The organism is Mycobacterium sp. E1386 (genome assembly GCF_001672745.1).
Lineage (GTDB): Bacteria > Actinomycetota > Actinomycetes > Mycobacteriales > Mycobacteriaceae > Mycobacterium.
The window spans coordinates 25238-44240 of sequence record NZ_LZKH01000175.1 but is presented as its reverse complement, the minus strand read 5'-3'; the positions used below and the strand labels follow the sequence as shown (position 1 = coordinate 44240).

General features: G+C 67.7%; 16 protein-coding genes and 1 tRNA gene. 5 read left to right on the top strand and 12 right to left on the bottom strand.

Translation table 11 applies throughout. The features are described 5' to 3' along the window. Positions 1 to 50 precede the first annotated feature (50 nt). Genes A5709_RS17920 through A5709_RS17890 form a run of 7 tightly spaced genes read right to left on the bottom strand, consistent with a single transcriptional unit; the run spans position 51 to position 7576 of the window. Positions 51 to 872 (bottom strand): CoA ester lyase, encoded by an 822-nt coding sequence (locus A5709_RS17920; RefSeq protein WP_068121239.1) that lies wholly within the window; start codon positions 870 to 872, stop codon positions 51 to 53. Beyond that, positions 869 to 1366, bottom strand: a complete 498-nt coding sequence (locus A5709_RS17915) for a MaoC family dehydratase (RefSeq protein WP_068121237.1) — start codon at positions 1364 to 1366, stop codon at positions 869 to 871. Before A5709_RS17915 ends, A5709_RS17920 begins: the two co-directional genes overlap by 4 nt. Positions 1367 to 1418: 52 nt before the next feature. Then, entirely contained in the window at positions 1419 to 2585 is a 1167-nt protein-coding gene (locus A5709_RS17910) for an acyl-CoA dehydrogenase family protein (protein ID WP_068008401.1), read from the bottom strand. Further along, positions 2582 to 4591 (bottom strand): acetyl/propionyl/methylcrotonyl-CoA carboxylase subunit alpha, encoded by a 2010-nt coding sequence (locus tag A5709_RS17905; protein ID WP_068121321.1) that lies wholly within the window; start codon positions 4589 to 4591, stop codon positions 2582 to 2584. Before A5709_RS17905 ends, A5709_RS17910 begins: the two co-directional genes overlap by 4 nt. Before the next feature lie 5 nt (positions 4592 to 4596). Then, on the bottom strand, positions 4597 to 6168 hold the full coding sequence (locus A5709_RS17900; RefSeq protein ID WP_068121234.1) for a carboxyl transferase domain-containing protein: 1572 nt from the start codon (positions 6166 to 6168) through the stop codon (positions 4597 to 4599). 11 nt (positions 6169 to 6179) lie between these two features. Then, complete coding sequence (locus A5709_RS17895) at positions 6180 to 6830, bottom strand: 3-oxoacid CoA-transferase subunit B (protein ID WP_067947055.1); 651 nt, start codon at positions 6828 to 6830, stop codon at positions 6180 to 6182. Next, complete coding sequence (locus tag A5709_RS17890; protein WP_067947057.1) at positions 6830 to 7576, bottom strand: CoA transferase subunit A; 747 nt, start codon at positions 7574 to 7576, stop codon at positions 6830 to 6832. Before A5709_RS17890 ends, A5709_RS17895 begins: the two co-directional genes overlap by 1 nt. A gap of 193 nt (positions 7577 to 7769) precedes the next feature. Between A5709_RS17890 and A5709_RS17885 the strand changes: the two genes are divergently transcribed. Together A5709_RS17885 and A5709_RS17880 are read left to right on the top strand one after the other, a co-directional pair. Next, positions 7770 to 8429 carry a TetR/AcrR family transcriptional regulator gene (locus tag A5709_RS17885; protein ID WP_082953238.1) on the top strand — a complete coding sequence of 220 codons (660 nt, stop codon included), beginning with the start codon at positions 7770 to 7772 and terminating at the stop codon, positions 8427 to 8429. A gap of 64 nt (positions 8430 to 8493) precedes the next feature. Beyond that, positions 8494 to 9282, top strand: coding sequence for an MmpS family transport accessory protein (locus A5709_RS17880; protein WP_082953237.1), 789 nt, complete (start codon positions 8494 to 8496; stop codon positions 9280 to 9282). Positions 9283 to 9287: 5 nt separating this feature from the next. On the opposite strand, the gene A5709_RS17875 is transcribed toward A5709_RS17880, so the two are convergent. Then, positions 9288 to 10628 carry an MFS transporter gene (locus A5709_RS17875; RefSeq protein ID WP_068121230.1) on the bottom strand — a complete coding sequence of 447 codons (1341 nt, stop codon included), beginning with the start codon at positions 10626 to 10628 and terminating at the stop codon, positions 9288 to 9290. 130 nt (positions 10629 to 10758) lie between these two features. Between A5709_RS17875 and cmrA the strand changes: the two genes are divergently transcribed. Continuing rightward, a complete protein-coding gene (cmrA, locus tag A5709_RS17870; RefSeq protein WP_067947064.1) occupies positions 10759 to 11565 on the top strand; it encodes a mycolate reductase in 807 nt (268 codons plus the stop codon). 2 nt (positions 11566 to 11567) lie between these two features. On the opposite strand, the gene A5709_RS17865 is transcribed toward cmrA, so the two are convergent. Beyond that, positions 11568 to 13133 carry a helicase HerA-like domain-containing protein gene (locus tag A5709_RS17865; RefSeq protein ID WP_068121228.1) on the bottom strand — a complete coding sequence of 522 codons (1566 nt, stop codon included), beginning with the start codon at positions 13131 to 13133 and terminating at the stop codon, positions 11568 to 11570. A 122-nt stretch (positions 13134 to 13255) separates the two neighbouring features. Between A5709_RS17865 and orn the strand changes: the two genes are divergently transcribed. Together orn and A5709_RS17855 are read left to right on the top strand one after the other, a co-directional pair. Then, entirely contained in the window at positions 13256 to 13903 is a 648-nt protein-coding gene (gene orn / locus A5709_RS17860; RefSeq protein ID WP_067947069.1) for an oligoribonuclease, read from the top strand. Between the two features lie 54 nt (positions 13904 to 13957). Next, positions 13958 to 14033: transfer RNA gene (locus A5709_RS17855), tRNA-His, on the top strand. 127 nt (positions 14034 to 14160) lie between these two features. Here the strand turns inward: A5709_RS17855 and A5709_RS17850 are convergent. From A5709_RS17850 to A5709_RS17840, 3 genes are all read right to left on the bottom strand, one after another. Further along, complete coding sequence (locus A5709_RS17850; RefSeq protein WP_067947071.1) at positions 14161 to 15372, bottom strand: Ig-like domain-containing protein; 1212 nt, start codon at positions 15370 to 15372, stop codon at positions 14161 to 14163. Positions 15373 to 15521: 149 nt separating this feature from the next. Then, positions 15522 to 16427 (bottom strand): DMT family transporter, encoded by a 906-nt coding sequence (locus A5709_RS17845; RefSeq protein ID WP_068121318.1) that lies wholly within the window; start codon positions 16425 to 16427, stop codon positions 15522 to 15524. A 66-nt stretch (positions 16428 to 16493) separates the two neighbouring features. Then, positions 16494 to 18851, bottom strand: a complete 2358-nt coding sequence (locus A5709_RS17840; RefSeq protein WP_068121316.1) for an MMPL family transporter — start codon at positions 18849 to 18851, stop codon at positions 16494 to 16496. Positions 18852 to 19003 lie beyond the last annotated feature (152 nt).

Here is a 19003-nt window from a genome sequence, read left to right as displayed (position 1 = left end):
TGGAAGACTGCGATTTCGATAGCGCGGGTGACTGCCGCTTTCGGGAAGTTTCACGCGGTGGCGGACTGCTCCGCCCGGCGCACCAGCATCTCCGCATGCTTGAGCACCGGCGAGTCCACCATCTGTCCCTCGAACGCGAAGACGCCGCGCTCGGACCGCGCCGCCTCCAATACCCTTCGCGCCCAGTCGACTTTCTCGGCGCTGGGGCGGTAGGCGTCGCGCACGACCGGGACCTGGGTCGGGTGGATGCAGACCGTCCCGTGGAAACCCACCGCGACGGCGTCGTCGGCTTCCGCCCGTAATCCGTCGATGTCGCGGATGTCCAAATGCACCGCGTCGAGCGCGACCCGGCCGAAGGTGGACGCCGCGAGCAGGACCGTGGACCGGACGTGGCGGGCGAAGTCGCGGTAGGTGCCGTCGGCCAAGCGGCTGGAGCTGCCGCCGAGGGCCGCGACGAGATCCTCGGCGCCCCACATCAGCGCGACGGTCCCCTCCGCGGCGGCGATCTCGGTGCTGAACACCGCCCCACGAGGAGTCTCGATCAGCGCGATGACGTCACGTGGCGCCAGCGCGGAGACCTGGGCGGCCGATTCCGTCTTGGAGAGCATCACCGCCGTGTAGGGGGTCTCGGCCAGCGCTTCCAGGTCGCGGCCGTGCTCTTCGGTGCCGGCCGCGTTGACGCGCACCACGGTGCGTTCGGGATTCAGCGGGGTCTCCCGCAGCGCCTTGCGCGCGGCGGGTTTGTCCGCCTCGGCCACGCCGTCCTCGAGGTCGAGGATCACCACGTCGGCCGCGGCGGCGGCCTTCGCGAACCGCTCGGGGCGGTCCGCAGGGCAGAACAGCCAGGCCGGGCCGGCGGCTTGCAGGTTCACTCGGGCTCCTCGTCGCTGGGGCGTTTCTGGACCAGAGTTGTGCGAACGGCCCGTGCCACTACGTCGCCGTGCTGGTTGCGCCCGGTGTGCTCGAGGGTGACGATCCCTTCGCCGGGCCGGCTCTTCGACTCGCGCTTAGCGGTGCACACGGTCTCCGCGTAGAGCGTGTCCCCGTGGAAGACCGGCTTGGGGAACGAGACCTCGGAGAATCCGAGGTTGGCCACGATAGTGCCCAGCGTCAGCTGCGAGACGGACAACCCCACGAGGGTGGACAGGGTGAACATCGAATTCACCAGCCGCTCGCCCCGAAAGCCGGGCTGCTCGGCGGCCCACGCCGCATCCAGGTGCAGCGACTGGGTGTTCATGGTCAGCGTGGTGAACAAGACGTTGTCGGCCTCGGTGATGGTACGGCCGGGCCGGTGTAGGTACGTCGTGCCGATCTCAAATTCCTCGAACCACAGGCCGCGCTGGATGATTGATTTGCCTTCGGTCATGGGCGCCACTCCTCGATCCCGGCTACGCCGGCATCATCGTCACCAGCGCGGCTCACGACAGCCCCAGCGATCGCGCGATGAGCATCAGCTGCACCTCCGTGGTCCCCTCACCGATTTCGAGGATCTTGCTGTCGCGATAGTGACGCGCCACGGGATACTCGTTCATGAAGCCATACCCGCCGTGGATCTGGGTGGCGTCACGCGCGTTGTCCATGGCCGCTTCCGACGAGATCATCTTCGCGATGGCCGCCTCCTTCTTGAATGGCTTGCCGGCCAACATCTTTGCGGCCGCGTCGTAATACGCCGTGCGGGCGACGTGAGCGCGTGCCTCCATCCGCGCGATCTTGAAGCTGATCGCCTGGTAGGACCCGATCGGCTGGCCGAACGACTGGCGTTCCTTGGCGTACTTGACGCTCTCGTCGACACAGCCCTGGGCGGCACCGGTCGCCAGCGCGGCGATCGCGATGCGGCCCTCGTCCAGGATGGACAGGAAGTTTGCGTAGCCGGTGCCGCGGGGGCCCAGCAGGTTCTCCTCCGGCACGCGGGCGTCGGCGAAGCTCAACGGGTGGGTGTCCGAGGCGTTCCAGCCGACCTTGCTGTAGACCGGTTCGACGGTGAATCCCGCTGTGCCGCTGGGCACGACGATCGTCGAGATTTCCTTCTTCCCGTCCGCGACGGTGCCGGTGACCGCGGTGACGGTGACCAGCTTCGTGATGTCGGTACCGGAGTTGGTGATGAACTGCTTGCTGCCGTTGATCACCCACTCGCCGCCGTCGAGCCGGGCCGTGGTCCGGGTGGCGCCCGCATCGGAGCCGGCGCCCGGCTCGGTCAGCCCGAAGGCGGCCAGCGCCCGGCCGGCCGTCAGGTCCGGCAGCCAGTTGGCTTTCTGTTCCTCGGAGCCGAAGCGGTAGATCGGCATTGCGCCCAGGCTGACGCCGGCCTCCAGCGTGATCGCCACCGACTGGTCGACCTTGCCGAGTTCCTCGAGTGCCAGCGACAGCGCGAAGTAGTCACCGCCCATACCGCCGTACTCTTCCGGGAACGGCAGGCCGAACAAACCCATCTCGCCCATCTTGGCGACGACCTCGTACGGGAAGCTGTGCTCTTCATCGTGTTTGGCCGATACGGGGGCGACCACGGTGCGCGCGAACTCGGCCACCGTGCCACGAAGATCTTGGTATTCCTTGGGCAGAGTTCCCGCGGTGATCGATGTAGTCATGTTTCGTCCTTACTCGAATCGGCTGCTGCTTCGGGCTCTTCGGGAACCAGCCGGGCCAGCACCTGGTCAACGGTGACCTGATCGCCGACGGACACCAAGAGCTCCACTCGTCCCGAAACCGGCGCGGAGAGCGAGTGTTCCATCTTCATGGCCTCCACGACCACCACCACGTCGCCCTCGGCTACGTCGGCGCCCGAAGCGGCCTGGACCGCGATCACACTGCCGGGCATCGGGCTGAGGATCTCGGCCTGTTGCGTACCGGCCGCGCGGTGGATCTTGTGCTCCTCGGCTTCGCGCAGGTGCCACGCTCCCCGCTCGTCGGCAATCCAGAGGTGACGGTCCGCCTCCGCCCATCGGTATTCGCGGCGCACCCCGGCCAACGTGACGTCCAGCCGCGCACCGTCCACTTGCGCGCTCGCCGTGAAGATCTCACCCGCACCACCGACCTGCACCCGGGCGTCGCTCGGTGGTCCCCATACCGACACGGTCTCACTGCGCAGCGGCGTCTGCATTTCGGTGCGGACGGGGGCCGGCGCGCCTCCGACCCGCCATCCGGTCGGCGCCGCCCACGGGTTGCCCGCGGCACGACGGTCCAGCGCCCACTGGCGAAAGAGGCCGCCGGCGGCGAGTACGTCGTCGGGCGCCGGCAGCGGCGCGAAGTCCGCCACCCGCTCGTCCAGCAGCGCCGTGTCCAGGTCACCAGCTCGCACTCGCTCGTCGGCGAGCAGGAACCGGAGGAACTCGATGTTGGTCTGCACACCCAGGATTGCGGTCCGCGCCAGTGCCCCGTCGAGTCTCGCCAGCGCCTCGTCGCGGTCCTCCCCGTGGGCGATCACCTTGCTCAACATCGGGTCGTAGTCACTGCCGACCAGCGTGCCCGCCAGCAGCGACGAGTCCACCCGCACGCCGGCGCCCGAGGGTTCGGCAACGTGCAGGACCCGACCGCCGGTGGGGAGGAATCCCCGCGCGGGATCCTCGGCGTACACCCGGGCCTCGATCGCGTGGCCCCGCAGTTCGATGTCGTCCTGCGCAAACCCCAGCTTCTCGCCCGCGGCCACCCGGAGTTGCCACTCCACCAGATCCAGGCCGGTAACCGCTTCGGTGACCGGGTGCTCCACCTGGAGCCGGGTGTTCATCTCCATGAAGAAGAACTCGTCCGGCCGGTCGGCGGACACGATGAACTCCACCGTCCCCGCGCCGACGTAATCGACACTGCGGGCGGTGTTGCAGGCCGCCGCCCCGATGCGGGCGCGGGTCTCCGGGTCGAGCAACGGCGAGGGCGCCTCCTCGATCACCTTCTGGTGGCGCCGTTGCAGGCTGCACTCGCGCTCGCCGAGGTGCACCACATTGCCGTGGGTGTCGGCGAGCACCTGCACTTCGATATGCCTGGGGCGCAAGACGAATCGCTCGAGGAACAAGGTGTCGTCGCCGAAGGACGACGCCGCCTCCCGCCGGGCGCCCCGCAGGGCATCGCGCAGCCGGCTCGGGTCGTCCACCAGCCGCATGCCCTTGCCGCCACCGCCCGCCGACGGCTTGATCAGCACTGGATATCCGACTTCTTCGGCGGCCGCGACCAATTCGTCGTCGCTCAGCCCGGGCTTGGCCACACCGGGGACCACCGGCACGTCGAAGGCGGCGACCGCGTTCTTGGCGGTGATCTTGTCGCCCATCACCTGGATCGCCGGTGCCGGCGGGCCGAGGAACACCACGCCGGCACGCTCGCAGGCGGCGGCGAATTCGGCGTTCTCCGAGAGGAATCCGTAGCCGGGATGGATCGCCTGAGCCCCGGTGCGTTCCGCCGCATCGAGCACCTTGCCGATGTCGAGGTAGCTATCGCGGGCGGCGGCGGGACCCAGCCGGACGGCCGTGTCGGCGTCCAGGACATGACGGGCGTTCGCGTCGGGGTCGCTGTACACCGCCACCGACCGGATACCCAGCCGGCGCAGGGTCCGCATCACCCGGACCGCGATCTCGCCGCGGTTGGCCACCAATACGGTTTCAAACATCGTCATCACATCCGGAAGACGCCGTAGGAGACCGGCTCCAACGGGGCGTGGGCACATACCGAAAGCGCAAGCCCAACAACCGTTCTGGTGTCAGCGGGGTCGATGATGCCGTCGTCCCAGAGGCGCGCGGTCGAATAGTACGGGTTGCCCTGGTCCTCGTATTGTGCACGGATGGGCGCTTTGAACGCTTCTTCCTCGTCCGGCGGCCACGGTTTGCCCGAAGCCGCGAGTTGCTCACCGCGCACCGTGGCCAGCACCGAGGCGGCCTGCTCGCCACCCATGACCGAGATGCGCGCATTGGGCCACATCCACAGGAAGCGCGGGGAGTACGCCCGTCCGCACATCGAATAGTTGCCCGCCCCATACGATCCGCCGATCACGACGGTCAGCTTGGGCACCCGTGCACAGGCCACCGCGGTCACCATCTTGGCGCCGTGCTTGGCGATGCCGCCTGCCTCGTAGTCGCGGCCGACCATGAACCCGGCGATGTTCTGCAGAAACAGCAGCGGGATCTTGCGCTTGTCGCACAGCTCGATGAAATGGGCGCCCTTCAAAGCGGATTCGCTGAACAGCACGCCGTTGTTGGCGACGATGCCGACGGGATGCCCGTGGATGCGCGCGAAGGCGGTCACCAGTGTCTTGCCGTAGTTGGCCTTGAATTCGCTGAATTCGCTGCCGTCGACCAGCCGCAGGATGACCTCGTGCACGTCGTACGGCACGCGCGGATCCGGCGGCACGACGTCGTAGAGCCCGGTTTGCGCGTGCTTGGGCTCGACCGACGGCAGCACGTCCCATTGGCTGGGCTCGCGCGGACCGAACGTGGCCACGATTGCGCGCACGATCCGCAGCGCGTGCTCGTCGTCGTCGGCAAGGTGGTCGGTGACCCCGGAGACCCGCGAGTGCAGGTCGCCGCCGCCGAGGTCTTCGGCCGAGACGATCTCGCCGGTCGCAGCCTTCACCAGCGGCGGGCCGCCGAGAAAGATGGTCCCCTGTTCGCGGACGATCACGGCCTCGTCGCTCATGGCCGGCACATAGGCGCCGCCCGCCGTGCACGATCCGAGGACGGCGGCGACCTGTGGGATTTCTTTGGCGCTCATGGTCGCCTGGTTGTAAAAGATCCGGCCGAAGTGCTCGCGGTCGGGAAACACCTCGTCCTGGCGCGGCAGGAACGCGCCGCCTGAGTCCACCAGGTAGATGCAGGGCAAGCGATTCTGCAGCGCGACTTCCTGTGCGCGCAGGTGCTTTTTGACCGTCATCGGGTAGTAGGTGCCGCCCTTGACCGTGGCGTCGTTGGCGACGATCACACACTCGCGCCCCGACACCCGGCCGATCCCGGTGATGATCCCGGCGCCCGGAGACTCGTCGTCGTACATGCCGTTGGCGGCGAGTGGGGCGAGCTCCAAGAACGGGCTGCCCGGGTCCAGCAGTCGATCCACCCGTTCGCGCGGCAGCAGCTTGCCGCGGCTGACGTGGCGCTCCCGCGCGCGCTCATTGCCGCCCAGTGCGGCGGCCGCCAGCCTGGCGTTCAACTCACCGACCAGCCGGCGGTGCTCATCGGCGAACGATGGCGCGGTCATCACGGATGAACTCACGAATGCCTCCCGGTTGTCGCCGGCACAAGCGGCGGTTCGGTCTTGTCGATCACCTCGTCGGTCGAGACGCCCGGCGCCGTCTCGACCAGGTGCAAACCGTCGTCACGGACATCGATGACGGCCAGGTCGGTGATGATACGGTCGACACAGCCCACCCCCGTCAGCGGAAGCGCGCACCGCTCAACGATTTTCGGACTGCCGTCGCGCGCGGTGTGCTCCATCATCGCGATCACCTTGCGGGCGCCGTGGACCAGGTCCATCGCACCGCCCATGCCCTTGACCATCTTCCCGGGGATCATCCAGTTGGCGAGATCACCGGTGGCCGAAACCTGCATCGCCCCAAGCACGGCGACGTCCAGGTGTCCACCGCGAATGATCCCGAACGAGGTGGAAGAACCGAAGAAGGCCGCGCCCGGCAACGTGGTGACCGTCTCCTTGCCCGCGTTGATCAGGTCCGCGTCGACGTCCTGGGGACGGGGATAGGGTCCCACCCCCAGGATGCCGTTCTCCGAATGCACGACCACGGTGACGCCGGCAGGGATGTGGTTGGGGACCAGGGTGGGCATCCCAATGCCGAGGTTGACGTATTGGCCGTCCTCCAATTCGGCGGCCACCCGCGCGGCCAAACCCTCTCGACTCCACGGCATCAGCCCCGCACCGTCACCTTCTCGATCGGCTTCGTCGGGTCGGGCACGTGCACGATCCGCTGCACGAAGACGCCGGGGGTGTGCACCGCCGCGGGGTCGATCTCTCCAGGCTCGACGAGGTGTTCCACCTCGGCGATGGTGATCGTCCCGGCCTGCGCGCAGTCCGGGTTGAAGTTGGCCGCGGATTCGCGGTAGACCAGGTTGCCGTGCCGGTCGCCCTTCCAGGCGTGCACCAGCGCGAAGTCGGTGCGGATCGCCCGCTCCAGAACGTAGGTGACACCGTCGAACTCGCGGGTCTCCTTCGGCGGCGACGTCACCGCCACCGCACCGGAGGCGTCATAGCGCCACGGCAATCCGCCGTCGGCAACCGGTGTTCCGACCCCCGCCGCGGTATAGAAGGCCGGGATTCCCATCCCGCCCGCGCGCAGCCGCTCCGCCAAAGTGCCCTGCGGGGTGAGCTCCACCTCGAGTTCACCGGCGAGGAACTGGCGGGCGAACTCCTTGTTGTCACCGACGTAGGAGGCGACGGCCCGGCGGATCCGCTTGTGCACCAACAGGTGCACCAACCCGACACCGTTCCCGCCGCAGTTGTTGGACACCGTCTCCAAGTCACGCACCCCGGCGTCCACCAGCGCGGCGATCAAAGCCTCGGGGATGCCGCAGAACCCGAAGCCCCCGACCGCCAGGGACGACCCGTCGGTTATGTCGGCAACCGCCTCAGCGGCCGTCGCCACCACCTTGTCCATCGCCGCAGCAGCCTCCTTGCCGTCGGGCGGGGCGTTTTGAGTTAATCTTCATTAACTCACGGCGACAATACCATCGTCGATCCCGCTGGTCCAGCGACGACGGCACCGGCGGCCGCCGTCCGTTACCGCAGGTTAATCGCGAATAACTCGTGCTAAGTTAGTGGCGATTAACCAAACTGGACGGGGGTTCGTCATGACAACGTCCACCTCCGACGGCCAATCCGGCCCCCCAGATACCCCAAATCGGCGCAGCCAGTTGAAATCCGACCGGCGCCTGCAGCTGCTGTCGGCCGCCGAACGACTGTTCGCCGAACGCGGCTTTCTCGCCGTGCGGCTGGAAGACATCGGCGCCGCCGCCGGCGTCAGCGGCCCGGCGATCTACCGGCACTTTCCCAACAAGGAGTCGCTGCTGGTCGAGTTGCTGGTGGGCATCAGCGCCCGACTGCTCGCCGGCGCCCGTGACGTGCGGGCCCGCCACCCCGACGACCCGGCCGCGACGCTCGACGGTCTGATCGACTTTCACCTGGACTTCGTGCTGGGCGAACCGGACCTGATCCGCATCCAGGACCGCGACCTCGCGCACCTGCCCAAGGCAGCTGAGAAGCAGGTACGCAAGGCCCAGCGCCAATACGTTGAGGTCTGGGTCGGCGTGCTGCGCGAGCTCAATCCCGACCTCGCCGAGGCCGATGCGCGGCTGACCGCCCACGCGGTTTTCGGCTTGCTGAATTCGACGCCCCACAGCATGAAATCCCCCGACGCCTCACGGGGCAAGCCCGCCCGCTTCGCGCGTTCCCGCGCGGTGATGCGCGCGATGACGGTCGCGGCCCTTGCCGCCGGGAACGAGTGCCCGTGAGTCGGCGCCCATGAGGTGATTCGCCGTCCGAGCGCCCGGCGCAGGTACTCTTGCAAACTATGAGGTGGACATGAACGATTCACGTCCCACCGAACGGTTCACTGACTCTTTGCCGGGATCGGGCCAGCAGCGCGCCTGGTACCCGCCGCCCGTCGACCCGGCGTACGCCGATCAGGCGCGCTATGCGCCGGCCTATGGCGAGCAACCGCCGCCGTGGGCGCCCGGGATGAACGACACCAACACGACCAAGCAGCTGCCCGCGTACTGGCAGCAGGAGCTTCCTCCGTCGGGCCAGCTGCAGCAGCAAGGCTCGGCTCCCCCGCCGCCCGAAGGCCCGAAGCCTCCACCGCGGTGGCTATGGGTCGTCGCCGGTGCGGCCGTGCTGCTGGTGGTCGCGTTGGTCATCGCTCTGGTGCTGGTGAACAACGCGATCAAGACCCAGACCGCCGTCCCGCCCCTGCCCGCCATGCCTGAGACGACTCCCCCGATGCCGAGCCCGTCGACACGCACGTCAACGCCGCGCCTCCCGGCCCCGGTGCCCCCCACCGGCGGACTGCCGACACCCACCGAGTCGACCGGCCCGGCCGCGATGCAGGACATCGTCTACAGCGTGGCCGGCGAGGGCCGCGCGATCAGCATCATGTACATCGACACCGGGGGCCTGATCCAAACCGAATTCAACGTCGAGCTGCCGTGGACCAAAGAGGTCAGCCTCGCCAAGTCGGCGGCGCATCCGGCCAACGTCACGATCGTCAACATCGGTCACAACGTCACCTGCTCGGTCACCGTCAACGGCGCTCAGATGAGCAAGCGTGTCGGCGTGGGCCTGACCATCTGCGACGCCCGGGGCTAAGCGCTTCAGGACGGTTCGGCCGCGAGGGCACTACGTGCCGGCACCCGGACCGCCAGCATGGCCAGCAGCCCCGCGATCAGCACCAGCGAGATGCCGCCCAAACCGGCGCGCACGGCGCCGAATACGTCCACGAAGACGGAGAACAACCACGGCGCGACGAAGGCCACCGCCCGCCCGGTCATGGTGTACAGGCCGAACGCGACGCCCTCCCTGCCGTGCTTCGCCATCTGCAGCAGCAGCGCACGCGAAGACGACTGCGACGGCCCGATGAACAGGCACAGCAGTAGCCCACAAATCCAAAAGGCCACCGAGCCGGACAGCAGCATCAGGGTGAGCCCCAGGACGACGATCGCGGCCAGCGACGCCACGATGACGGGTTTCGACCCGACGCGGTGATCGACGAATCCACCCAGCACCGCGCCCACCGCCGCCACCACGCTGGCCACCACACCGAAGATCAGCACGTCGCCCTGGGAGATGCCGTACACGTTGACGCCGAGCACGGCGCCGAAGGCGAAGATCGCCGCCAGCCCATCCCGGAAAAGCGCGCTGGCGAACAGGAAGTAGACCAGGTTGCGGTCGCGCCGCCACTCGGCGACGACCTCGGTAATGAGCTTGCGATAGCCGCCGAGCATGCTCGTCGGCTCGTGCACCTCGGTCGAGTCGGGAAGCCGGTGCGCGACCAACAGCAATGGCAGAGCAAAAATCGCCAGCCATGCCGCCGCCACCAGCATTGCCTCCCGGACGTAGAGGCCGTCGTGCAGAGGCGTCCGGAACAGCCCGCGCGTCGCATTTGGCCCGGAGCCTTTCCCGGAAATGAATCCGGTGTAGACCAGGAGCAGGAGCAGGACGCTGCCGACGTAACCGGCCGCCCAGCCCAACCCGGAAATCCGGCCGGCGGTAAGCGGCGTCGAAAGTTGGCGCAGCATCGCGTTATACGGGACGCTGGCCAGATCGCCGCACGCCGCGGTCGCACCCATCAGCACCAGCCCCGCCCATAGGTAGCCGGGGCGGTCATGGATGAAGAACATCCCGCATGTCAGCGCGACGGCCAGAGCCGTCAACACGCTCAGGGCCACCCGCCTGCGATGCGGGGACTCCACCCAGACGCCGACGGCCGGGGCGAGCAGCGCGACGGTCAAACCGGCAATTGCCGCCGCACGACCCAACCAGCTCGCCGGCGTGGTGCCGCCGGATAAGCCCACCCCCACACTGCTGGTCAGATACACGGAGAAGACGAAGGTCGCAACGATCGCGTTCAGGCCGGTGGAGCCGCAGTCCCAGAGCGCCCACGCCACCACCCGGGATGGTGTGGGCGTGAGCGAACCCGACGACGGCTGGCCCATGCCCGGCACTCTATGTGTTTCGCAGCCGACCCGCCGCGCCCGGCTGCGCCGCGCTCGCGATCGCTGCGATGTGTTTCGCAGCCGACCCGCCGCGCCCGGCTGCGCCGCGGCGGCTGTCTACGATTGGCTCATGCCGATCCCCGCGCCCAGCCCAGACGCGCGTGCCGTGGTGACCGGAGCTTCGCAGAACATCGGCGAAGCGCTGGCCACCGAACTGGCCGCGCGCGGACACAGCCTGATCGTCACCGCGCGACGCGAAGACCTGCTCAACGAGCTGGCCGCCCGCCTGAGCGACAAGTACCGCGTCGCGGTCGAGGTGCGGCCGGCCGACCTGGCCGACCCAGGGGAAAGGGCGAAACTGTGCGACGAACTGGCCGCCCGACCCATCTCCATCCTGTGCGCCAACGCCGGCACCGCGACCTTCGGCCCGGTGGCGACGCTGGACCCGGCGACCGAAAAGGCCCAGCTGCAGCTGAATGTGCTGGGCGTGCACGACCTTACGTTGGCGGTGCTGCCCGGCATGGTCGAGCGCAAGGCCGGCGGCATTCTCATTTCCGGTTCGGCGGCAGGCAATTCGCCGATTCCCTACAACGCAACCTATGCGGCCACCAAGGCGTTCGCGAACACCTTCAGCGAATCGCTGCGCGGTGAACTGCGCCACTCGGGGGTGCACGTCACGCTGCTCGCACCGGGGCCCGTCCGCACCGACCTTCCCGACGACGCCGAACGGTCGCTGGTCGAGCGGCTGGTGCCCGACTTCCTGTGGATCTCCACCGAACACACCGCCCAGGTGTCACTGGATGCGTTGGCGCGCAACAAGATGCGGGTCGTACCGGGCCTGACGTCCAAGGCGATGTCGGTGGCGAGCGGTTACGCTCCGCGCGCGATCGTCGCGCCGATCGTGGGCAGCTTCTACAAGAAGCTGGGCGGCAGCTAGCCTTACTTCCGCCGCCGACGGCCGTTGCCGAACTTGACTCTGATGAGTTCGCGGATCCCGGTGTTCACCGCACTTTGCACTTCCCGATCGTGCCACAGCCTCTCCAGCAAGCCGGGCCCTTTGGGCTCCGCCGGCTCCGGCATCGGCGGCACCGGCTCGTTCGCCGGCACTGGCGGGTACTCGGACTGGGCCTGCGGCGGCTGCGGCGCCGGCTGGGCTTGCGGGCCGGGCTGAGGCCGCGCCGGCGGCTGAACCGTCTGGCCGTACTTCGCCTGCAGTGGACTGTCTTTCGCCGCTTGCGCGATCTCTTTGTCGCCGATCGACGCCATCAGCGACCGAGGCACCCGCATCCGCGTCCACGCGACGGGTGTCGGCGCGCCCTTCTCCGACAGCACGGTGACGACGGCCTCACCGATTCCCAGCGACGTCAACGCCGACTCCAGGTCGTACACATCGGTTTTCGGGTAGGTGCGGACGGTCTTGCTGAGCGCCTTCTGATCGTCCGGGGTGAACGCCCGCAGCGCGTGCTGGATGCGCGCGCCCAGCTGGGAGAGCACGTCGTTGGGCACGTCGGTGGGTAGCTGGGTGCAGAAGAACACCCCCACACCCTTGGAGCGGATCAGCTTGACGGTCTGTTCGACCTGATCGAGGAAGGCTTTCGAGGCATCGGCGAACAACAGGTGGGCCTCGTCGAAGAAGAAGACCAGCTTGGGCTTGTCGACGTCACCGACCTCCGGCAGCACCGCGAACAGATCGGTCAGCAACCACATCAGGAAGGTGGAGAAAATGACGGGGCGCAACGACTGACCGCTGAACTCCAGCAACGAAATGACCCCGCGGCCCTGCCCGTCGACGCGCAGCAGATCGTTGGGGTCAAGCTTCGGCTCGCCGAAGAACGTGTCCCCGCCCTCGCCGCCGAGGTTCACCAATGCTCGCAGGATGACGCCCGCCGTGGTCGACGACACCCCGCCGAGGTCTTTCAGGTCGGTCTTTCCCTCGTCGCTGGCCAGGTGGCTGATGACGCCCCGCAGATCGTCCAGCGTCACCAGCGGACGATTGTTCTCCTTAGCCCAGTGAAAAATCAGTCCCAGCGTCGACTCTTGAGTGGCGTTGAGCCCCAACACTTTCGACAGCAGAACCGGACCGAAGCTGGCGACGGTCGCGCGCACCGGCACGCCCACCCCGCCAGTGCCCAGCGACAGGAACTCGACGGGGAACCAGGTCGCCGCCCAGTCGTCGCCGGTGTCTTTGGCTCGGGCGGCCGTTTTGTCGTTGCCCTCACCCGGCTTGGCCAGGCCCGAGAGGTCGCCCTTGACGTCGGCCATCATCACCGCAACGCCCGCCGCGCTGAGTTGTTCGGCGATCAACTGCAGCGTCTTGGTTTTTCCGGTTCCGGTCGCGCCGGCCACCAGACCGTGCCGGTTGATCGTGGAGAGTGGGATGCGGATCTGTGCCGTCGGGTCGACAGCGCCGTCGACGACGACCGTGCCCAATTCGAGTGCATGACCGTCGACGGCATAGCCGTCGGCGATCCGGCGTGCGGGTGTCTCCGCTGATTCGGTGCTCATCGTGCTGCGCCCCCCTGTTCTCCAGTGGTTCGGCATGCGGTCCGGCAACGCTCACACTACTTCTCCGACGGAGTTGGGGGCGACGGACGACGTGAGCGCCACTTGGGCCTAATGTGAGCGCTGTGCGAGACGAGTTGGTGTGGATCGATTGCGAGATGACCGGGCTTGACCTCGGCTCGGACAAGTTGATCGAGATCGCGGCCCTGGTCACCGACGCCGATTTGAACATTCTGGGCGATGGCGTCGACGTGGTGATCCACGCCGACGATGCGGCGCTGTCCTCGATGATCGAGGTCGTCACCGAAATGCACTCGCGTTCAGGGTTGATCGATGAGGTACGGGCGTCCACCGTCGACCTGGCGACCGCCGAGGCCATGGTGCTCGATTACGTCGGCAAGCACGTCAAGCAACCCAAGACGGCGCCGCTGGCGGGCAATTCCATCGCCACCGACCGCGCGTTCATCGCGCGCGACATGCCCGCGCTGGACGCGTTCCTGCACTACCGGATGATCGACGTGAGCTCGATCAAGGAGCTCTGCCGACGCTGGTACCCGCGGATTTACTTCGGTCAGCCGGTCAAGGGGCTCGCTCACCGTGCGCTGGCCGACATTCACGAATCGATCCGCGAGCTGAAGTTCTACCGCCGGACGGCCTTCGTCGCCCCGCCGGGGCCGTCTACCAGCGAGATCGAGGCCGTGGTCGCCGATTTGGACGGCCAAACGGGCACACCGGGACCAATCGATTCGGCCCCCGAGCCACCGAGCGGTTAGTATCGAACGTCGCCGCTCGTTTCCCCGCTATCGGTGGATCGGCTCGCGGCCATGGTGGCTGTAGTTCAGTTGGTAGAGCACCAGGTTGTGATCCTGGGTGTCGCGGGTTCGAGTCCCGTCAGCCACCCCAATCGGTCGGAAGGCGTTGTCGCTTCCCGACCGCCTGGGCGTAACCGACCCAGCGAAACGCGATTCGCCGCGCTGAGGATCCCGGACGCCGGCGACGGTCCCAGGCGGTGCGCGTTCGTGATCGCACGTCAGGTGTTGGCGTTGCCCGCTTTCCACTGCGGCCAGGGCACGTTCCAGTCACCCAGTCCCTCGGTGCCCGGCAGCGTCGGCCCCACGGTGTTGATGACTTCGACGATGTCGCCGCTCTTGCTGTGGTCGTAGAACCACTCCGCATTGCTGGGGCTCACGTTCAGGCAACCGTGGCTGGTGTTGGTGTGCCCCTGCGCGCCGACCGACCACGGCGCCGAGTGCACGAACACGCCGCTGTAGGACATCTGGGTGGCCCAGTCGACTTCGGTGCGATATCCGTTGGGCGAGTTGACCGGAACGCCGTACGTCGACGAATCCATGATGATGTGCTTGAACCGGCCGCCGATGATGTAGAACCCGTTGGCGGTCGGCGTGCTGTCCTTACCCATCGACGTCGGCATGGTCTTGACCACTTCGCCGTTGACGCGCACGGTCACCGTCTTGGTGGTGTCATCGGCCGTCGAAATGACCTCGTCGCCAATGGTGAAGTGGGTCTTGACGCTGTCCTCGCCGAACATCCCGTCACCCAGGTCGACCCCGTAGGTGTTGACCGCCACATCGACCGTCGTTCCCGATTTCCAGAAATGCTCTGGGCGCCAACGTACTTCACGATTGTTGAGCCAGTAGAACGCACCCTCCACGGGCGGGTTCGTGGTGATCGTGATGGCTTTCTGCGCCGCGGCGCGGTTGGCGATGTTCTCGTCGAAGCGGATCGCCACCGGCTCCCCGACGCCGACCACATCGCCGTCGCCCGGGTTGACGTACGGCATGGTCAGGTGGGCGGGCGAGCTGGTCTGGAAGGTCATCTGCCGATTCGCCGCGCCACCCATGCCGAGCGCTTTGGCGCTCAGCGTGTAGCGCCGGTTGTAGCCGAGCTGCTCGGTGGTCGACCAGCGCAGCCCGTCGGGGCTGAGTTGGCCGCTGATCGACCTGCCGTTCTCGTTGACCATAGTGACCGATGCGAGGACGCCGTCCGCGACGCTTACCGTCACCGGCGAATCGACGGTGACGCCGACGGCGCCGTCGGTCACCGAGGCGGTGAGCTTCGGGACGAGCAGATCGGCGAACGGAGTGCCCTTGTCGAAGATCACCTTCTGCGGTGCCGCGGTGTTGCCACCGCCGCAGGCAACGCCGAACACAGCAACCGAAGCGATCGCGGCAGCCAGCCACGACCGTCGTTTGCGCAAAGGCGTCATCGGGCGACCTTCCATGAAATTTGATGTAGTTGGTCACCGCTGACCAGAAACAGTGCATGAATTGTAATGGGTTTTTGGGCGCGCGCGTGCCGCCCTCGGGGTGTCCACTATCCGGTGTCATGCGATCGTGACGAATCGCGCCGTCAGGCCATTTCAGGGGGCCGTCAGGCCGGCTGATCGACCGCGTCGTGCAGTTCTGCCTCGACGCGATCGCGGGTCGAGGCGGCTTCGACACGCGCGAGCTTGACGATGGCCGCCGCCATCACCAGGACGGCCGCCGCCAAGGCGATCATCCCGGCGCGGCCCGCGTCCAGCGTCTCGTCGAGCACAAGGACACCCAGCGCGGCCCCGACGACCGGCTGGGACACCTCGAGGGTGGGCATCGACGCGGTCAACGGGCCGGCCCGGAACGCCGACTGGCTCCAGGCCACACCGCCCACGATGACCAGGATCGCGGCGTAGAGCTCGGGGGCCCGGATCAGTGCCCATCCGCCATCGCCGAGCCGGGCGACGACCTCCTTGGCGAGCACCGCAAAGATGCCCCACAGCGAACCGGAGACAAGGGCGAACAGGACCGCGGCCGCGGCACCGCCCCAGATGCGGCCGGCCACGACGCAGGCCACCAAGAGCGGCCCGAGCACGGCGGCCACCGCGAGCCAGGTTCCAAGCGGCGCGGAAGCACGGCCCGCCTGCGGATTGCCGACAACGACGACCACGGTCACCGCGGCGGTAAGCAGGCCGGCCCACATCCACTCGGCCCCGGTCACCCTGCGGTGGAATAACCGCGCATTGATCGGCAGCGCGAACAGCAGCGAAAACATCAGCAGCGCCTGCACCAGCAGCACCGAACCCTGGCCCAGCGCGGCCGCCTGCAACCCGACGCTCCCGGCGAGCAGCAGCGCGCCCCACCACCATCGCCGGTTGCGTAGCAGGCTGGCGAACAGTTCGACGTGGCCGACCGACCGGTCCTCGATGCAGTGCGCCGCCCGTTGCTGCAGCACGTCGCCGACCGCGACGCACAGCGCGGAACTCAGCGCGAGCAGGGCGGCGATTTCCGTATTGGCCGTCATCGGCACTCCGTCCATGCCGGACGGGGTCGACGCGAATACCGTTGCGTTACAACGCACTCCGATCCATTAGCCACGGTACGTCGCGGCTTTGGTGGGCCACCTCCGGATCGAGGGCCGTTTCGGCTCGGGTACGTCGTCGTCCCATCGGCGCCGCCCCACCGCGGCGGCCGCGTCCTCACCGGTCTCGGACCGCTCCCGCAGCCACGCCAGCGGTTTGGGCGCCCACCAGGTCCACCGGCCGAGCAGATGGATGGCCGCGGGCACCAGGACCATCCGCACGAGCGTGGCGTCGGCCAGCACGGCGAGTGTCAGGCCGAGACCGAGCATTCGCATGAACGACACGTGCGCGGGGATCAACGCGGCGAACGAGATCGACATCACCAGCGCCGCGGTGGTGACGACGCGACCGATGCCGGCGATGCCCAGGGCCGTGCTTTCGTCGGTGGCGGCGCGCGCCTCCGCGGCCGTCGCCGGTGTCTCCTGAATCGCTTGCGACGCCAGCCAGTATTCGTGGATCCGCGAGACGAGGAACACCTCGTAATCCATCGCCAGCCCGAAGGCGATACAGAACAACAGCACCGGGATGTTGGCGTTCAAAGTCCCGTTGGGGGTCGTCCCCAGCGCGCCCAAATTGCCGTCCTGGAAGATCCACACCATGGCCCCGAATGCGGCCGTGAGCGACAGCAGGTTGCACACCAGCGCCTGCAGCGGCAGCACCGCGCTGCCAGTCAGCAGGAACAACAGCGTGAAGGTGATGAGGGCGATCAGACCGAACACGATGGGCAGCCGCTTGGTGATCGCGCCGACGCTGTCGCGGTTGATCTGGGCCAGCCCGGTCATCTGCACCGAGCGTCCCACCGGGCCGGTGACTTTGTGCAGTTGGTCGAGCTGCGTGTTCGAGGCTTGCGAATAGAGGGGCGCGGTGCTGGTCACGGTGAAGAACGCGCTGCCGTTGGCGGCGCCGGCGGGCGCGGCCGGCGGGCCGGCCCGGTTCCCGGCGATGAACGTCCCCGTCGGCGCGCTGACCGCTGACACGTCGCGCACGCGTGACAGCTCGGCGGCATAGCGGTCCAGGTCGGCGGGGCCCGCGCCGCGGGCGTCGGGTACCACGACGGTGACCCCGGTCCCCATTCCGTTGCCGAAATCGTTGTCCAGCATGTCGGCGACCTGACGGGCCGACGCCGACGGCGGCAGCACGCGCTCGTCGGGAAAGCCCCACTTCACGCCCAGGAACGGAACCCCTAGCAGCAGCATCAGCGCAACGACGCTCAGCCCGACCGGCAGGGCGTGGCGCAACACGAACCTCGTCGACCGATACCAGAACTGCTGCTCGAGCGGCTTGTGCGCATGATCGCGGAACGACCGTTGCCCGTGCAGGACGCGATGCAGCACCCGGCGGCCGTCCAGCGAATCCAGCCGGGAGCCCAGCAGCGCGATCGCCGCCGGGGTGACCACAACGGAAGCGATCGCCACTATCGCCGCGGTGGCCACGATGGTGTACGCCGACGACTTCAAGAACGACATCGGGAACACCGCCATCACCGCCATCGACAAGCCCACGGTGGTGGCGGAGAACAGCACCGTCCGCCCCGCGGTGGCCATGGTCCGCACCAACGCCCGCTCCCGGTCGCCGCTGCGCGCCAGCTCCTCACGGAAACGACTGATGATCAGCAGGTTGTAGTCGATCGCCAGGGCAAGTCCCATCGCGATGCTCAGGTCCAGCGCATACGTCGACACATCGGTCGCGAAGGTGATCAGCCGCAACACCGACATGGTGCAGACGATGGCGAGGGCGCCCAGCACGATCGGCAGCGCCGCCGCGACCACGCCGCCCAACACCCAGACCAGCACCGCGAAGCTCAGCGGGATCGCGATCGACTCCATCAACAGCAGGTCGCGCTCGTTCTGATCGTTGATCTGCGCATACGCCACGGCCATGCCCCCGGCACGGACTGTCACACCGTCGCGGTCGTGCGCCAATTCGTCGGTGAGCCGGCTGGCGTACTTCTGGGCGTCGTTCTCCCCGCCCTTCAGGCCGGCCACCACCATCCCGGACTTCTGGTCCTTGCTGACCAGCTGGGCGGCGGCCTGCGGTGCAGACGTCCACGCCGAGGACACGTTCAGCACCCACGGCGATCGTCGCAGGTGGTCGACGATGTCGGTGCCGACCTGGCGCGCCTGATTGCTTTGGACACCTGCCGGGGCGGTCACCACGATGAGCATCTGCTGATCGGTTTGATTGAACTTGTCACGAAGCACGTTGGTCGCCTGCGCGGACTCAGAAGTCGGGTCCTGAAAGCCCCCGCCCGACAGGCTGTTGATGACCGGAATACCGAAGACCGCGGCCCCAACCAGCACCAAAGCGGCGAGCGCGAGGATGCGGCGCGGTGCGGCGATGGCGAGGCGGGTCAGTGCATGCAGCATCCTCGGTCCCTTCATCGCTAATCCCCGGCCGTACCCCCTATACCCGAACGATGCCGACTAACCCACCCGCTGCGCCGATTGCCCGTATCGACCGGACCGCCGGCGACGTTTGGCAATCCAGCACTCGGGTATCGAACGAAAAGGGCGCATCC

Excerpts from the sequence above, each read along its gene's own strand:
- A5709_RS17915 (WP_068121237.1), bottom strand. The coding sequence starts at position 1,366 with ATGACCGAAGGCAAATCAATCATCCAGCGCGGCCTGTGGTTCGAGGAA.
- A5709_RS17910 (WP_068008401.1), bottom strand. The coding sequence starts at position 2,585 with ATGACTACATCGATCACCGCGGGAACTCTGCCCAAGGAATACCAAGAT.
- A5709_RS17905 (WP_068121321.1), bottom strand. The coding sequence starts at position 4,591 with ATGTTTGAAACCGTATTGGTGGCCAACCGCGGCGAGATCGCGGTCCGG.
- A5709_RS17900 (WP_068121234.1), bottom strand. The coding sequence starts at position 6,168 with ATGACCGCGCCATCGTTCGCCGATGAGCACCGCCGGCTGGTCGGTGAG.
- A5709_RS17895 (WP_067947055.1), bottom strand. The coding sequence starts at position 6,830 with ATGCCGTGGAGTCGAGAGGGTTTGGCCGCGCGGGTGGCCGCCGAATTG.
- A5709_RS17890 (WP_067947057.1), bottom strand. The coding sequence starts at position 7,576 with ATGGACAAGGTGGTGGCGACGGCCGCTGAGGCGGTTGCCGACATAACC.
- A5709_RS17885 (WP_082953238.1), top strand. The coding sequence starts at position 7,770 with ATGACAACGTCCACCTCCGACGGCCAATCCGGCCCCCCAGATACCCCA.
- A5709_RS17875 (WP_068121230.1), bottom strand. The coding sequence starts at position 10,628 with ATGGGCCAGCCGTCGTCGGGTTCGCTCACGCCCACACCATCCCGGGTG.
- cmrA (WP_067947064.1), top strand. The coding sequence starts at position 10,759 with ATGCCGATCCCCGCGCCCAGCCCAGACGCGCGTGCCGTGGTGACCGGA.
- A5709_RS17865 (WP_068121228.1), bottom strand. The coding sequence starts at position 13,133 with ATGAGCACCGAATCAGCGGAGACACCCGCACGCCGGATCGCCGACGGC.
- A5709_RS17850 (WP_067947071.1), bottom strand. The coding sequence starts at position 15,372 with ATGGAAGGTCGCCCGATGACGCCTTTGCGCAAACGACGGTCGTGGCTG.
- A5709_RS17845 (WP_068121318.1), bottom strand. The coding sequence starts at position 16,427 with ATGACGGCCAATACGGAAATCGCCGCCCTGCTCGCGCTGAGTTCCGCG.
- A5709_RS17840 (WP_068121316.1), bottom strand. The coding sequence starts at position 18,851 with ATGCTGCATGCACTGACCCGCCTCGCCATCGCCGCACCGCGCCGCATC.